The organism is Streptomyces sp., assembly GCF_031178505.1.
Lineage (GTDB): Bacteria > Actinomycetota > Actinomycetes > Streptomycetales > Streptomycetaceae > Streptomyces > Streptomyces gulbargensis.
The window spans coordinates 1-15,182 of the sequence record NZ_JAPSIW010000073.1 but is presented as its reverse complement, the minus strand read 5'-3'; the positions used below and the strand labels follow the sequence as shown (position 1 = coordinate 15,182).

Genomic DNA, 15,182 nt, shown 5'->3' with positions numbered 1-15,182 from the left:
CGGCCCGCACCCCGGACCGGGCCGTCGGCGGCCCGGGGCCCCGCGCTACTCCGGCAGGCCGTAGGCGGCGACCATCAGGCCCAGGGCCGTCGGGTTCATGTCCTCGCCCTTGGCGTCCGTGGAGTTCACGGCGTACACCAGGGTGCGGGCGCCGTCGCGGGTCGAGGCGACGGCCGCGTTGAACCCCCAGCGGCCCCCCGTCTTGCCCCACACCTCGCGCCCGCCCAGCCGCTTCATCGAGAGGCCCACGGAGTAGGCGGCCGGGTCGCCCGACTTCGCGTCCCGCACCTTCGGCAGCGTGAACATCTCCTCCAGGAGCGGGCCGCGCACCACCCGGCCCGCGAACAGGGCCCGGGTGAAACGCTCCAGGTCGGCGGTGGTCGAGACGAGGTCGCCCGCCGCCCACGCGTCCGTCGCACCCCACACCGACACGTCGCGCAGCCCCGTCGTACCGTCGTCGAGCCGCATCGTCTGGTAGCCGTGGTTGTACGGCCCCGCGATCAGCGGCGAGGCGCCGGGCGCGTAGGTGTCGCGCAGGCCGAGGGGGCGGAGCACCAGGAGCTCCAGCTGACGCTCGTAGGAGGTGCCGGTGACCCGCTCCACGATCAGGCCGGCGATCGTGTAGCCGATGTTGAGGTAGTGCTGCCGGGTGCCCGGCCGGAACTCGCGCGGCTGCGCCGTCGCCGAGCGGACCAGCTCCTCGGCCGTGTAGCGGTCGAAGCGGTGCGCGTACGCCTCCTCGACGGTCCTGCGGGGGAGGGCGGCGGCCGGGATGCCATGGGTGTGGTCGAGCAGCTGACGCACCGTCACCGTGGCGTGGCGGCCGGGGATCAGCTCCGGCAGGTACGAGCGGGCCGTCCGGTCGAGATCGACGCGGCCCTCCTCGGCGAGCCGGAGGACGGTCGCCGCGGTGAAGACCTTCGTCACCGAACCGATCCGGAACCGCCCGTCCGCGACCGACGGGCTCATCGACTCCAGATCGCGCACGCCCGCCCCGCCCCGCCACGAGCCCTCGGTGCCGCCGACCCGGACGAGCGCGGCCGTGGCGTCGGCGCGCGGCAGGCCCGCGATCACCGCGCTCAGGTCCGGGCCCGCCGCCGGGGAGGCGGCGACGGCCGGCACGCCGGAGCCCGGCGCCGCCCACGCCGGGTCCGCCGCGACGGCGGAGGGCGCCCCGGCGCCCAGGAGCAGGGCGGCGGCGAGCAGGGTGCGGGTGGTCTTTCCCATGCTGAACTCCCGTGTGGAGAAACGTCGTTGCGGACGGCTCCCATCCTGCTGACCGGCGCCGCCGCGCGGATCGCCCGCACCGGCGGCCTTGCCGCACCGGTTCCTCAACCCCACGGGGGAGGAACCACCCCCGCGTCTCCCCCGGCCGGGGGAGCACCCGCCGCGACCAGACCCGTCTCGTAGGCGCAGATGACCGCCTGCACCCGGTCCCGCAGACCCAGCTTGGCCAGCACGTTGCCCACGTGCGTCTTCACGGTGTGCTCGCTCACCACCAGTTCCGCCGCGATCTCCGCGTTCGACAGACCGCGCGCGAGGAGCAGCAGCGTCTCCCGCTCCCGCCCCGTCAGGGCGCCGAGCCGCGGGTCCGGTTCCGTCCGGCGCGGCCCGCCGGACGTGTACTGCACCACGAGCCGCCGCGCCACGGACGGCGCGAGCAGCGAGTCGCCCGCCGCCACCACCCGGACCGCGTGCACCAGGTCGTCGCGCCGCACGTCCTTCAGGAGGAAGCCGCTCGCGCCCGCGTGCAGCGCCTCGTACACGTACGCGTCCGTGTCGAAGGTCGTCAGCATCACCGTCCGGCAGGCGGACTCCGCGGCGATCGCCCGGCAGGCCTCGATGCCGTCCACGCGCGGCATCCGGATGTCGAGCAGCGCCACGTCGGGCGCGTGCGCCCGCACCGCCGCGAGCGCCGCCGCGCCGTCGCCGGCCTCCGCCACCACCTCGATGTCCGGCTGCGCCTCCAGGATCATCGCGAAGCCGCCGCGCACCAGCTCCTGGTCGTCGGCCACCACCACACGGATCGTCACGACCCCACCTCCGCCGTGGAGGGTACGGGCAGCAGCACCCGCACCTCGAACCCGCGCCCGTCCGGCCCCGGGCCCGCCGACACGCTCCCGCCGTGCGCGGCGGCCCGCTCCCGGATGCCGACCAGGCCGTGACCGGTGACCGGCGCGGCGGCGGGGACGCGGGGCCCGTGCCCGTCGTCCCGGACGAGCACCGTCAGCCGGCCGTCCGCGTGGTCGAGGCGGACGCTCGCGGTACGGGCCCCGGCGTGCCGGACCACGTTGGTCAGGGCCTCCTGCACGATCCGGTAGACCGTGGAACCGACCGAGGAGGGCAGCGCCCGCACCCCGCCGGAGGTCTCGTACACGACGCCGAGGCCGCCGGCCCGAACCCGGTCGAGCAGGGCGGGCAGCTCGCCGAGGTCCGGCTGCGGAGCGCGCGGCGGCCCGCCCGCGCCGGGGGCCTCCCGCAGCACGCCCAGCATCCGCCGCAGCTGGACCATCGCCTCCCGGCCCGTCTCGGAGATCGCCTCGAACGCGGCCTCGGCCCGCTCCGGCGCCGCCCGTACCGCGACCGGTCCGGCCTCCGCCTGGACGACCATCAGGCTCACCGCGTGCGAGAGGACGTCGTGCATCTCCCGGGCGATCCGGGCCCGTTCCCGCGCGGCGGCCCGCTCGGCCTCGACCACCTGGGCGCGCTGCCGGGCGGCGGTGAGCCGGCCGAGGACGTAGGCGGCACCGAACACGAAGAGGGAGAAGGTCAGTTCACGCGCCGACCGGGTGTTCAGCCATACCGATACCGGCACCGCCACCACCAGGACCGCGGCGGTCACCAGGCGCTTCCAGACCACCGAGAGCGCGGCGATCGTGTACACGGCGACGAGCCCGGTGTACGGCAGGGGCTGCCCAGGACCGTCCACGGCCAGCGTGTACAGGGCGCTCGTCGCCAGCACCGCGCACAGCACCGCCATCGGCGCCCGCCGGCGGGCCACCAGCGGCAGCACGGTGAGCGTCATCAGGCCGTACGCGCTCCACGTCGCCGGCTCCAGGTGCGCGGGGCGCGGCACCACGAACGGCATCGTCATCGCGGCCTGCACGAGCAGCGCGAGCCCGGCGTCCACCGCCCACGGATTGGCGGCGCCCCAGGTCCGCGCCCGCGCCCACCGGTCGCGGACCTCCCCCCGTGTCCCCACGCCTACCGGCCCTCGCGCAGGACGGCGGCGAGCGCGTCGACCCGGTTGGTGGTGAGGGAGTCGGCCCCGGCGGCGATCAGCCGGCGCATGGTGCGCCGGGTGTCGGCCGTCCACGCCGAGACGAGCAGGCCGTCCCGGTGGATCCGGTCGGTCAGCGGCCGGCTGATCAGCCCGAAACGGTAGTTGAGCCACTTCGGGCGGACCGCGTCGAGCAGCACCGGCCGGGGCGGGGCGAGCGAGGTCCAGGTGAGGGCGATTTCGGCGTCCGGGTCGGCCGCCCGCACCTGGAGCATGGCGACCGCCCCCGCGCAGTAGTAGACGCGCTCGGCGGCCCCGCACTCGCGGACCGTGCCGACGACCGTGCGGACCGACCGCTCGTCACCGCCGGGCAGATCCAGCATCAGCCGGTGCGACCCCGCCACCACCAGCGCCTCGCGGAGGGTCGGCACCCCGCCGTTCGTCAGTTCGCGCAGCCGCGCGTACGGGAGGGCGGCGAGCGGCAGTTCGTGCCGCCACAGCCGCTTCAGCGTGTCGTCGTGGAGGAGGACGGGCACCCCGTCCGCGGTGAGCCGGACGTCGACCTCGACGGCGTCCGCGCCCCGCTCGATCGCGGAGGCGATCGAGGGGAGCGTGTTCTCACGGACGCGGTACGGGTCGCCGCGATGACCTACGACAGTGACAGGGCGCATGAGCCCATTGTCGGTGCCTCAGCGGGCGAGCCAGGCCTCGGTGTAGGCGTCGATCTCGGCGGCGAGCCGGGCCTTGCCGGCCGGGTCGAGGAAGGAGGCCTCCACGGCGTTCCTGGCCAGGGCGGCGACACCGCGCTCGTCCAGGCCGAGGAGCCGGGCGGCGACCGCGTACTCGCTGTTGAGGTCGGTGCCGAACATCGGCGGGTCGTCGCTGTTGACCGTCACCAGTACCCCGGCGTCGACCATGGCCCGGATCGGGTGCTCGTCCAGGGTGGCGACGGCCCGGGTGGCGATGTTGGAGGTCGGGCAGACCTCCAGGGCGATCCGGTGCTCGGCCAGGTGGGCCAGGAGTGCCGGGTCCTCGACCGAACTGGTGCCGTGGCCGACGCGTTCGGCGCCGAGTTCGCGCAGCGCGTCCCAGACCGTCTCGGGGCCGGTCGTCTCACCCGCGTGCGGGACGGAGCGCAGGCCGGCCGCCCGGGCCCGGTCGAAGTACGGCTTGAACTGGGGGCGCGGCACACCGATCTCGGGACCCCCCAGGCCGAAGGAGACCAGGCCCTCCGGGCGGATGCCGTCCGTGGTGGCGAGCCTCGCGGTCTCCTCGGCGGCCTCCAGGCCGGCCTCGCCGGGGATGTCGAAGCACCAGCGCAGGACCGTGCCGAACTCGGCCTCGGCCGCCTTGCGGGCGTCCTCGATCGCCTCCATGAAGGCCCGCTCGTCGATGCCGCGCCGGGTGGAGGAGTAGGGGGTGACGGTCAGTTCGGCGTACCGGATGTTCTGCCGGGCCATGTCCCGGGCCACCTCGAAGGTCAGCAGCCGCACGTCCTCCGGCGTGCGGACCAGGTCCACGACCGAGAGGTAGACCTCGATGAAGTGGGCGAAGTCCGTGAAGGTGAAGTAGTCGGCCAGCGCCTCCGGGTCGGTGGGGACCTTGGAGTCCGGGTGCCGGGCGGCGAGCTCGGCGACGATCCGGGGGGAGGCGGAGCCGACGTGGTGGACGTGCAGTTCGGCCTTGGGCAGGCCGGCGATGAAGGGGTGGAGATCCGGGCTGAGGCCGGGGCGCAGATCGGTCATCAGGTCATCGTAGGCCGGTCGGTTCCCCCGTACGGGGGAGGCCGTAGCATGACGTGACCACGATGGGGGAGGCCCATGTCTGACAACCGACACCAGCAGCCGGGCGGCTTCGACCCGGCGGACCCGTGGGCTCCGCCGAACCGCGACGGGGTGGAACTGAGCAAGGGCTCGGCCACGTCCCCGGTCCACGACCAGCCGACCGTCACGTCCATGCCGTCCGCGGGCGGACCCGCCGCCGACGTCCCGCCGCCTCCGGTCGCCCCCGGCGGCCCGGCGGCCACCCCCGGCGCCTACGGCTACCCGGCCCCGGCTCCCGCCGCGCCGCCCGGGCCGTCGTACGGCTACCCGCCCGCCTACGGGTACGGGACGCAGCCGGGCTGGGGCACCACGCCCTCCAACGGCATGGGCATCACGGCCATGATCCTCGGCATCATCGCCGTGGCCGGCTTCTGCTTCTGGGGCCTCGGCGTCGTCCTCGGCGTCATGGCCCTCGTCTTCGGCGTCATCGGCATGAAGAAGGCCAACCGGGGCGAGGCCACGAACCGCGGCATGGCGCTCGCCGGTGTCATCCTCGGCTCGATCGGCATCGTGATCAGCGGGGCCTTCCTGGGCTTCCTCATCTGGTCGCTCACCCAGGACCCCTCGTCGTCCGGTGACAGCGAGAACCCGTTCGCCACCAGCCTGACGGCCACCCGGTAGGACCACCGGCCTGACGGCCATGCGGCGGGACCGGCCCTGGCGGGCCGCCCCGCGGGAGGGGTTTCCGGCAGGCCGCGCGCGGGGGGCCGGTGTCACCCGGCCGCCGCGCGCAGCCGGTCGCGGGCCTCCATCAGGGCGAAGCCCAGCAGGTTGAGGCCGCGCCAGCGGGCCGGGTCGTGGGCGCGCGGGTCGTCGGCGGCGAGCCCGATGCCCCAGATCCGGTCCAGCGGGCTGGCCTCCACCAGGACGCGGGTGCCGGTGGAGAGAAGGAAACCGCGCAGGGCCTCGTCCGAGGAGAACTTGTGGACGCTGCCCGCGACGACGGTCCCGAAGCGCTCCCGCTCCCACACCGCCTCGTCGAAGTCCCGCACCAGCCGGCCCGCGTTCTTCGCCTCCGCCGGGGTGGCGGCGGCCAGCACGGCCCGCTCGGCCGCGGCGTCGCCGAAGAGACGGGCCTTGGCGGCCATCATCCAGTGTTCGGCGGTCGCGTACTCCACCCCGTCCACGGTGAACGGCGCCGGCCACCACTGGCTCAGACAGCTCGCCGAGAGCCGCCCGTCCGGGTGCGGACGGTGGCCCCAGAAATGCAGCCACTTCACCCGTTCACCCCCGCTGACCTGCTGTGTCAGCTCCTCGATCATGGTCATGCACGCGAGTCTGGCAGGCGCCACGGACACTCCGTACGGAGATTTTCCGGAGGCCTCGACACATGGTCGACCGATTCCGTCGCGTAACCAAAAGGCAACAACGGAATCACTTGTTGGGCCGACAAGCCTCTGTCAGGATCGGCACTCAATTCGAGCTGGAACAACGGAGAGCGTCATGGGCAACCGCTTCCAGGTGACGGACCGCTTCGCGGACGGCGCGCAGTACATCGGCGGGCGACCGCGCCACGGGACCTCGGGCCAGGACCACCACGTGATCGATCCGGCGACGGGGGAGAGCGTCCTCACCTACGCGCTCGCCTCGACCGCCGACGTGGACGCCGCCGTCGCCGCCGCCGAGGCGGCCCTCCCCGCCTGGGCGGGCGCCACCCCCGCCGAGCGCGCGGAGGCCCTCCACCGGCTCGCCGGCGTCCTCGCCGAACGGGCCGATGACTTCGCCCGCGTGGAATCCCTCCAGTGCGGCAAGCCCCTCAAGCTCACCACCGAGTTCGACGTGCCCGGCACCGTCGACAACACCGCCTTCTTCGCCGGGGCCGCCCGCCACCTCCAGGGCCAGTCCGCCGGCGAGTACAGCGGCGACCACACCTCCTACGTACGGCGCGAGCCCATCGGCGTCATCGGCTCCATCGCCCCCTGGAACTACCCCCTCCAGATGGCCGCCTGGAAGATCCTCCCGGCCGTCGCCGCCGGCAACACCGTCGTCCTCAAGCCGGCCGAGCTCACCCCGCTCACCTCCCTCATGTTCGCCGAGGCGGCCACCGCCGCCGGCCTCCCCGACGGCGTCGTCAACATCGTCACCGGCGCCGGCCGCACCGCCGGCGAACACCTCGTCGGCCACCCGTCCGTCGCCATGACCTCCTTCACCGGCTCCACCGCCGTCGGCAAGCGGGTCGCCGAGATCGCCACCGCCACCGTCAAGCGCCTCCACCTCGAACTCGGCGGCAAGGCCCCCTTCGTCGTCTTCGACGACGCCGACCTGGAGGCCGCGGCCCACGGCGCCGTCGCCGCCTCCCTCATCAACACCGGCCAGGACTGCACCGCCGCCACCCGCGCCTACGTCCAGCGGCCCCTCTTCGACGCCTTCGTCGCCCGCGTCGCCGCACTCATGGAGACCGTCCGTCTCGGCGACCCCTTCGACCCCGCCACCGACCTCGGCCCGCTCATCAGCCACGCCCAGCGCGACCGGGTCGCCGGTTTCGTCGAGCGCGCCCGCGGCTACGCCACCGTCGTCACCGGCGGCGAGGCTCCCGGCGGAGACCTCAAGGACGGTGCGTACTATCGACCGACCCTGATCACCGGCGCCGCGCAGGACAGCGAGGTCGTCCGCTCGGAGATCTTCGGTCCGGTCCTGGTGGCCCTGCCCTTCGACAGCGACGACGAGGGCATCCGGCTCGCCAACGACACCCCCTACGGCCTCGCCGCCTCCGCCTGGAGCCGCGACGTCTACCGGGCGGGCCGGGCCACCCGCGAGATCAAGGCCGGCTGCGTCTGGGTCAACGACCACATCCCGATCATCAGCGAGATGCCCCACGGCGGATACCGGGCCTCGGGCTTCGGAAAGGACATGTCGGTGTACTCCTTCGAGGAGTACACGCAGGTCAAGCACGTGATGTACGACAACACGGCGGTGGCCGCCAAGGACTGGCACCGCACGATCTTCGGGGACCGATAGCAGCCCGCCGCCCGACCAGCGGCGAACCATCCCGAAAGGGCACAGCGCATGGAGCAGTACGAGCCCGACAGCCTGTCCGCCGCGCAGCGCGCGGCGATACGGCGCAGCCTCACGAACGGCCGGGGCGCCCTCAGCCGCCGTTCGCTGCTGCGCGCGGGCGGTGTCGGCGCGCTCACCGCCGGCGGCCTCACGACCCTCGCCGCCTGCGGCATCCCGCCGGCCAAGCGCGAGGGCCAGGGTCCCGCCTCCACCGACTTCTCGGCCAAGGAGAAGACCCTCGCCTTCTCCAACTGGACCGAGTACATGGACGTGAGCGAGGACGAGAAGGCCCGCCCCACCCTGGACGCGTTCACGCAGCGCACCGGGATCAAGGTCAAGTACACCGAGGACATCAACGACAACGTCGAGTTCTTCGGCAAGATCAAGCCGCAGCTCGCGGCCGGCCAGGACACCGGCCGCGACCTGATCTGCGTCACCGACTGGCTGGCCGCCCGCATCATCCGGCTCGGCTGGGCCCAGAAGCTCGACCCCTCGAACCTCCCCCACGCCTACGCCAACCTGTCGGCCCAGTTCCGCAGCCCCGACTGGGACCCGGGCCGCGCCTACTCGTACCCGTGGACCGGCATCTCCACCGTCATCGCCTACAACGCCAAGGCGACCGGCGGGAAGAAGGTCTACTCGGTCAGCCAGCTCCTCGACGACCCCTCCCTCAAGGGCCGCGTCGGCTTCCTCACCGAGATGCGCGACTCCGTCGGCATGACCCTCATCGACATGGGCAAGGACCCCGGCAGCTTCACCGACGCCGACTTCGACGCGGCCGTCGGCCGCCTCCAGAAGGCCGTCGACAAGAAGCAGATCCGCCGCTTCACCGGCAACGACTACACCTCCGACCTCGACAAGGGCGACCTCGCGGCCTGTCTGGCCTGGGCCGGTGACGTCATCCAGCTCCAGGCGGACAACCCCGACATCAAGTTCGCCATCCCCGCGGCCGGTTACATCACCTCCAGCGACAACCTGCTCGTCCCCGCGCAGGCCCGCCACAAGACCAACGCCGAGAAGCTCATCGACCACTACTACGAGCTGCCCGTCGCCGCCCAGCTCGCCGCCTACATCAACTACGTCTGCCCCGTCGACGGGGTGAAGGACGAACTCGCCAAGATCGACCCCGCACTGGCGGACAACCCGCTGATCCTCCCCGACAAGGCCATGGCCAGGAAGTCCCGCGCCTTCCGCTCGCTCAGCAGCGCCGAGGAGACCGCGTACGAGGAGAAGTTCGCCAAGCTCATCGGCGCCTGAGGCAGTCGTCGTCCACCCCTCTCACCGACCGGGACCACCACCCATGACCGACACCACCACCGGCGGCGACGTCCGTCTCACCGGCATCAGCAAGACCTACGGCTCCTTCACCGCCGTCCACCCGCTCGACCTGACCGTCCCCCAGGGCTCCTTCTTCGCCCTCCTCGGCGCCTCCGGCTGCGGCAAGACCACCACCCTGCGCATGATCGCCGGCCTGGAGGACCCCAGCACCGGCAGCGTCTTCCTCGGTGACACGGACGTCACCGACCTGCCGCCCTACAAGCGGCCGGTCAACACCGTCTTCCAGTCCTACGCGCTCTTCCCGCACATGGACATCTCCGAGAACATCGCCTTCGGTCTGCGCCGGCGCGGCATCAAGTCGGTGAAGAAGCAGGTCGACGACATGCTGGAACTCGTCCAGCTCGGCGACAAGGCCACGCACAAGCCGCACCAGCTCTCCGGCGGCCAGCAGCAGCGCGTCGCCGTGGCCCGCGCCCTCATCAACCACCCGCAGGTGCTCCTCCTCGACGAGCCGCTCGGAGCCCTCGACCTCAAGCTGCGCCGCCAGATGCAGCTGGAGCTCAAGCGCATCCAGACCGAGGTCGGCATCACCTTCGTGCACGTCACCCACGACCAGGAGGAGGCCATGACCATGGCCGACCAGGTCGCGGTGATGAACGGCGGCCGGGTCGAGCAGCTCGGCGCCCCCGCCGACCTGTACGAGAACCCGCGCACCACCTTCGTCGCCAACTTCCTCGGCACCTCCAACCTCATCGAGGCCGACGTCCTGGACACCGGCGCCGACGTGCTCGTCACGGCCGGCGGCGGGCGGCTGCGGGTGCCCGCCGACCGCTGTCCCTCCGCCGTCCGCAAGGGCGGCAAGCTCCTCGTCGGCGTCCGCCCCGAGAAGATCTCGCTCGCGCACGCCGACGACGCGGGGGAGATCGGTGCGGACCGCAACCGGGTCACCGGACGGATCGCCGACTCCTCGTTCATCGGTGTCTCCACCCAGTACGTGGTGAACTCGCCGGCCGGCGCCGAGCTCCAGGTGTACGAACAGAACGTCGAGCGGCGCGCCGGACTCCTCCCCGGCACCGAGGTCGTCCTGCACTGGAACCCCGCCCACACCTTCGGCCTCGACGCCGACCAGGACATCGACGCCGGTGTGGAGACGGTGGAGGACTCGCTGTGAGCGCCACGCCGACGACCGAGGCGCCGCCGGTGGACGGGCCCGTGCCGCGCAGGCCCGCCACCCGCAGACGCCTCGTCCCCTACTGGCTGCTGCTGCCCGGCATCGTCTGGCTGCTCGTCTTCTTCGCGCTGCCGATGGTCTACCAGGCCTCGACCTCCGTGCAGACCGGCTCCCTGGAGCAGGGCTTCCAGGTCACCTGGCACTTCCGGACCTACTGGGACGCCTTCCAGGAGTACTGGCCGCAGTTCGTCCGCTCCCTGCTGTACGCCGGGACCGCGACCCTGCTCTGCCTGCTGCTCGGCTACCCGCTCGCGTACCTCATCGCCTTCAAGGCCGGCCGCTGGCGCAACCTGCTCCTCGTCCTCGTCATCGCGCCCTTCTTCACCAGCTTCCTCATCCGGACGCTGGCCTGGAAGACGATCCTGGCCGACGACAGCCTCGTGGTGGACGCGCTGGGCGCCCTGCACGTCCTCGACGTGACGAGCTGGCTCGGCTGGACCGAGGGCGACCGCGTCCTCGCCACCCCGATGGCGGTCGTCTGCGGCCTCACGTACAACTTCCTGCCGTTCATGATCCTGCCCCTCTACACCTCCCTGGAGCGGATCGACACCCGGCTGCACGAGGCGGCGCAGGACCTGTACGCCTCCCCGGCGACGACCTTCCGCAAGGTGACCTTCCCGCTGTCGATGCCCGGCGTGGTCTCCGGCACCCTGCTCACCTTCATCCCGGCGAGCGGCGACTACGTCAACGCCGAGCTGCTCGGCTCCACCGACACCAAGATGGTCGGCAACGTCATCCAGTCGCAGTTCCTCCGCGTCCTCGACTACCCGACCGCCGCCGCCCTGTCCTTCATCCTCATGGCGATCGTGCTGTTCATGGTCACCGTCTACATCCGCAAGGCGGGAACGGAGGACCTGGTCTGATGCGCTGGCTCCGCAAGAACCTCGTCGTCATCGCCGGCCTGCTGACGCTCGCGTACATGATCCTGCCGAACGCCGTGGTCATGGTCTTCTCGTTCAACCGGCCGAACGGGCGCTTCAACTACTCCTGGCAGCGGTTCTCCACCGACGCCTGGAAGGATCCGTGCGGCGTCGCCGACCTGTGCCGGTCGCTGACGCTCTCCCTCCAGCTGGCCGCCTGGGCCACGCTCGGGGCGGTCCTCCTCGGCACGATGATCGCCTTCGCGCTCGTCCGCTACCGCTTCCGGGCCCGCGGCGCGATCAACTCGCTGATCTTCCTGCCGATGGCGATGCCCGAGGTCGTCATGGCCGCCTCGCTCCTCACCCTCTTCCTCAACATGGGTGTCCAGCTCGGCTTCCTCACCGTCCTCATCGCCCACATCATGTTCTGCCTGTCGTTCGTGGTGACGGCGGTCAAGGCACGGATCATGTCCATGGACCCGCGCCTGGAGGAAGCCGCGCGCGACCTCTACGCGGGGCCCGCGCAGACCTTCCTGCGTGTCACCCTGCCGATCGCCGCGCCCGGCATCGCCGCCGGCGGCCTCCTGGCCTTCGCGCTCTCGTTCGACGACTTCATCATCACCAACTTCAACGCGGGCCCGTCCACCGTGACCTTCCCCATGTTCGTCTGGGGCTCGGCACAGCGTGGAACCCCCGTTCAGATCAACGTCATCGGCACCGCCATGTTCGTCCTGGCGGTACTGATCGTCGTGACCGGCCAGCTCATCGCGAACCGGCGCAAGAAGACCGCAACGGCCTGACCGGCAGCCGGTCAGGCACCGAAGGAGTTGGAAACCATGGCCCCAGTCGCCATGCGTCTCGCTGCACAATCTCTCTCCGACGCCCAGCCCGTCCCCTTCTGGCTGGAAGACCCCGGCAAGCCCGGCGCCCTGCCCGCCCTCACCGGCACCGAGAAGTGCGACCTCCTCGTCGTCGGCGGCGGCTACAGCGGACTGTGGACCGCGCTCCTCGCCAAGGAGCGGGACCCCTCCCGGGACGTCGTGCTCATCGAGGGCCGCGAGGTGGGCTGGGCCGCCTCGGGCCGCAACGGCGGCTTCTGCGCCGCCTCCCTCACCCACGGCTTCGGCAACGGACTGGCCCGCTGGCCCGGCGAGCTGCCGAAGCTGGAGCGCATGGGCGAGGCCAACCTCGACGCCATCGAGGAGGCCGTCGCCCGCTACTCCCTGGACTGCGACTTCGAGCGCACCGGCGAGATCGACGTCGCCACCGAGCCGCACCAGACCGAGGAACTCCACCAGTGGTACGAGGAGGCCGACCGGCTCGGCCTCGCCGACGGCCTGGAGCTCCTGGACCGGGACGCCGTCCGGGCCGAGGTCGACTCCCCGACCTTCCTCGCCGGCCTCTGGGACCGGCGCGGCGTCGCCATGCTCCACCCGGCCAGGCTGGCCTGGGGCCTCAAGCGCGCCTGCCTCGGCCTGGGCGTGCGGATCTTCGAGAACACCCCCGGGCTCGACCTGGTGCCCGCGGGCGGCGGCATGGCCGTCCGCACCCCGTACGGCCGGGTCGCCGCCCGGCGGGTCGCCCTCGGCACCAACGTCTTCCCGTCCCTGGTCAAGCGGGTGCGGCACTACACCGTTCCGGTCTACGACTACGCCCTCATGACCGAACCGCTCAGCCCCGAGCAGCTCGCCTCGGTCGGCTGGCGGAACCGGCAGGGCCTCGGCGACTCCGCCAACCAGTTCCACTACTTCCGCATCACCGCCGACCACCGCATCCTGTGGGGCGGTTACGACGCGGTGTACCGCTTCGGCGGCAAGGTGGCCGCCGAGATGGACCACCGCCCCGAGACGTACCTCAAGCTGGCCCAGCACTTCTTCACCTGCTTCCCGCAGCTGGAGGGGCTCCGGTTCAGCCACGCCTGGGGCGGCGCCATCGACACCTGCTCGCGCTTCTCCGCCTTCTTCGGCACCGCCCACCAGGGCAGGGTGGCGTACGCGGCCGGGTTCACCGGCCTCGGCGTCGGTGCCACCCGCTTCGGCGCCGAGGTGATGCTCGACCTGCTCTCCGGTGAGCGCACCGAGCGGACGGAGCTGTCGATGGTCCGCTCCAAGCCGCTGCCGTTCCCGCCCGAACCGATCGCCTGGGCCGGGATCGGCCTCACCAAGTGGTCCCTCGCCCGCGCCGACGCCAACGGCGGCCGGCGCAACCTGTGGCTGAAGGCGATGGACCGTCTCGGCCTCGGTTTCGACAGCTGACCCCCCGGGCAGGCTGTGTGACTCAGGTCACATGACACGGGTGGGTGATGTCGCGTAAGGGCGGCCGTCCGGCCCGCTCTCTCCGTGCGGACACCGTGTCCGCACGGAGAGGAGAACGCTGCGATGACAGGTACGGGGGCCCCGGGGATCCGGAGCGCGGTGGAGTGGCTGGCCTCGGTGGCGCCCGAGCCCGACGCCTGCCGGTGGGAGTGGGAACGCAACCCGCACGGGGTCGCGCTGCTGCCCGCGGGCCGGCGCTGGGACGTGCTGATCCTGCCGGGCGGGCTCGGCCGCCCCGCCCTCGACGTCCTCGCCCGGCTCGTGGACCGGCCCGGCCCGGTCCTCACCGACCCCGGGGACGCCCGCACCGGCTTCTTCGTCCCGCCGGGCACCGCCGCCCGCTGGCTCGGCACCGGCGTCCGCGCCGCCGGCTCCGGCACCTGGATCGTCGTGCCCCATCCGGGCCGGGTGACGAGCGGCGGCGTGCGCTGGCTGGTGCCGCCCGACGGCACGGGCACCCTCACCGACCCGGCCCTCCTGGAGCGGGCCATGCACGAGGCGGCGGCGGAACTGGCCGCACGCAGGCGCCCGGAGGAGGGCCCTCCCGGCGTCCCGCCCGCCGGCCCCGGCCCCGCCTCTTCGTCCTGACGATGGACCCCGGAGACCTTCTTGGTCCAGCTCGGCCACCAGTACTACGGCTCCGGCCCCTGGGGCGGCCAGGACCCGCGCGCCGGTGCGTACCTGCCGAGGTGAACAAGGCCCTCAACTGCCTGACGAAGGCGACCGACTGCGGCACCGACCGGACCCACGGCACCTGGCCCGACCCGCGCGGCCTGATGACCTGGTCGATCAACTGGGACCGCTACGACCAGTGGGAGTTCAGCCGGAACTTCGACGCGTACCGCTGGAACTGACCGCCAGCACCAGCAGGCTGAGGCAGAGACTGGCGAACACGTCCAGCGGCCAGTGGTAGCCCCGCAGCACCAGCCCGGTTCCCGTCACCGCCGTCAGGACGGCGGCGACGGGAACCAGCCGGTTCGAGACGAGGAAGGCCGCGCCGAAGTAGGCCACCGCGGCCGTCGCCGTGTGACCCGAGGGGTAATAGCCGTGCGCCCAGGGCTCCAGCGGGCCGGGGCGGGCGGTCCACTCCTTCAGCGGAACGACCAGGAGCGGTACGGCGGCCATCGCCAGGCCCGCGTACAGGGCGGCGTGCCGGCGGCCGCGCCACACCGCGTACGCCATCGCGCAGAGGAGGACCGGCAGGGCGACCGTCAGATTGCCGAAATCGGAGGCGAGTTCGCTCAGGCGCCGGGGGGCCGTGTCCACCACGGCGCGGGAAACCCGCTCGTCGAGCCTGGCCAGAGGGCCGTGGACGAGCACCTGCCAGGTCACGACGGCGAGGGCGACGAGCGCCGTGAAGAGAGCCGGCCGCCCTGGAACTGGGGGGGTGGTTCCAGGGCGGCCGAGGGGATCGGGCTGCCGCCCGCCCCGGGGGGTGTGGGGCGTGCGGCAGCCCGA

At 72.6% G+C, this 15,182-nt stretch carries 15 protein-coding genes and 1 pseudogene; 9 read left to right on the top strand and 7 right to left on the bottom strand.

All coding sequences use genetic code 11. The features are described from left to right. Nucleotides 1-45: 45 nt before the first annotated feature. The 5 genes from RIF68_RS08520 to RIF68_RS08500 all read right to left on the bottom strand — a co-directional run bounded on the left by RIF68_RS08520 (nucleotide 46) and on the right by RIF68_RS08500 (nucleotide 4,965). Nucleotides 46-1,227 (bottom strand): serine hydrolase domain-containing protein, encoded by a 1,182-nt coding sequence (locus tag RIF68_RS08520; protein WP_309050532.1) that lies wholly within the window; start codon nucleotides 1,225-1,227, stop codon nucleotides 46-48. Nucleotides 1,228-1,331: 104 nt separating this feature from the next. Then, complete coding sequence (locus tag RIF68_RS08515; RefSeq protein WP_309050531.1) at nucleotides 1,332-2,033, bottom strand: response regulator transcription factor; 702 nt, start codon at nucleotides 2,031-2,033, stop codon at nucleotides 1,332-1,334. Then, nucleotides 2,030-3,202 (bottom strand): histidine kinase, encoded by a 1,173-nt coding sequence (locus tag RIF68_RS08510; RefSeq protein ID WP_309050530.1) that lies wholly within the window; start codon nucleotides 3,200-3,202, stop codon nucleotides 2,030-2,032. Before RIF68_RS08510 ends, RIF68_RS08515 begins: the two co-directional genes overlap by 4 nt. 2 nt (nucleotides 3,203-3,204) lie before the next feature. Next, nucleotides 3,205-3,891 (bottom strand): glycerophosphodiester phosphodiesterase, encoded by a 687-nt coding sequence (locus RIF68_RS08505; protein WP_309050529.1) that lies wholly within the window; start codon nucleotides 3,889-3,891, stop codon nucleotides 3,205-3,207. An 18-nt stretch (nucleotides 3,892-3,909) separates the two neighbouring features. Continuing rightward, nucleotides 3,910-4,965, bottom strand: coding sequence for an adenosine deaminase (locus RIF68_RS08500; protein WP_309050528.1), 1,056 nt, complete (start codon nucleotides 4,963-4,965; stop codon nucleotides 3,910-3,912). Nucleotides 4,966-5,040: 75 nt separating this feature from the next. On the opposite strand from RIF68_RS08500, the gene RIF68_RS08495 reads away from it, so the two are divergent. Next, nucleotides 5,041-5,664, top strand: a complete 624-nt coding sequence (locus tag RIF68_RS08495) for a DUF4190 domain-containing protein (RefSeq protein WP_309050527.1) — start codon at nucleotides 5,041-5,043, stop codon at nucleotides 5,662-5,664. 92 nt (nucleotides 5,665-5,756) lie between these two features. Here the strand turns inward: RIF68_RS08495 and RIF68_RS08490 are convergent, their stop codons facing one another. Continuing rightward, on the bottom strand, nucleotides 5,757-6,311 hold the full coding sequence (locus RIF68_RS08490) for an NADAR family protein (RefSeq protein WP_309050526.1): 555 nt from the start codon (nucleotides 6,309-6,311) through the stop codon (nucleotides 5,757-5,759). Nucleotides 6,312-6,486: 175 nt separating this feature from the next. On the opposite strand from RIF68_RS08490, the gene RIF68_RS08485 reads away from it, so the two are divergent. From RIF68_RS08485 to RIF68_RS08450, 8 genes and pseudogenes are all read left to right on the top strand, one after another. Beyond that, on the top strand, nucleotides 6,487-8,001 hold the full coding sequence (locus tag RIF68_RS08485; RefSeq protein ID WP_309050525.1) for a gamma-aminobutyraldehyde dehydrogenase: 1,515 nt from the start codon (nucleotides 6,487-6,489) through the stop codon (nucleotides 7,999-8,001). 48 nt (nucleotides 8,002-8,049) lie between these two features. Continuing rightward, on the top strand, nucleotides 8,050-9,297 hold the full coding sequence (locus RIF68_RS08480; protein ID WP_309050524.1) for a spermidine/putrescine ABC transporter substrate-binding protein: 1,248 nt from the start codon (nucleotides 8,050-8,052) through the stop codon (nucleotides 9,295-9,297). Nucleotides 9,298-9,340: 43 nt separating this feature from the next. Continuing rightward, nucleotides 9,341-10,489 carry an ABC transporter ATP-binding protein gene (locus tag RIF68_RS08475; protein WP_309050523.1) on the top strand — a complete coding sequence of 383 codons (1,149 nt, stop codon included), beginning with the start codon at nucleotides 9,341-9,343 and terminating at the stop codon, nucleotides 10,487-10,489. Next, on the top strand, nucleotides 10,486-11,412 hold the full coding sequence (locus tag RIF68_RS08470; RefSeq protein ID WP_309050522.1) for an ABC transporter permease: 927 nt from the start codon (nucleotides 10,486-10,488) through the stop codon (nucleotides 11,410-11,412). Before RIF68_RS08475 ends, RIF68_RS08470 begins: the two co-directional genes overlap by 4 nt. Next, nucleotides 11,412-12,209, top strand: coding sequence for an ABC transporter permease (locus RIF68_RS08465; protein WP_309050521.1), 798 nt, complete (start codon nucleotides 11,412-11,414; stop codon nucleotides 12,207-12,209). The genes RIF68_RS08470 and RIF68_RS08465 overlap by 1 nt, the downstream gene beginning before the upstream one ends. Nucleotides 12,210-12,245: 36 nt before the next feature. Beyond that, nucleotides 12,246-13,664, top strand: a complete 1,419-nt coding sequence (locus RIF68_RS08460; RefSeq protein WP_309050520.1) for an FAD-dependent oxidoreductase — start codon at nucleotides 12,246-12,248, stop codon at nucleotides 13,662-13,664. A 123-nt stretch (nucleotides 13,665-13,787) separates the two neighbouring features. Beyond that, complete coding sequence (locus tag RIF68_RS08455) at nucleotides 13,788-14,312, top strand: hypothetical protein (RefSeq protein ID WP_309050519.1); 525 nt, start codon at nucleotides 13,788-13,790, stop codon at nucleotides 14,310-14,312. After that, nucleotides 14,303-14,578, top strand: a pseudogene (locus RIF68_RS08450) (hypothetical protein); the annotation flags it as partial. The gene RIF68_RS08455 and the pseudogene RIF68_RS08450, both read left to right, overlap by 10 nt. Here the strand turns inward: RIF68_RS08450 and RIF68_RS08445 are convergent. Further along, nucleotides 14,544-15,182: phosphatase PAP2 family protein (locus tag RIF68_RS08445; RefSeq protein WP_309050518.1), on the bottom strand; the 639-nt coding region annotated here is incomplete at its 5' end. The pseudogene RIF68_RS08450 and the gene RIF68_RS08445 sit on opposite strands and share 35 nt — an antisense overlap.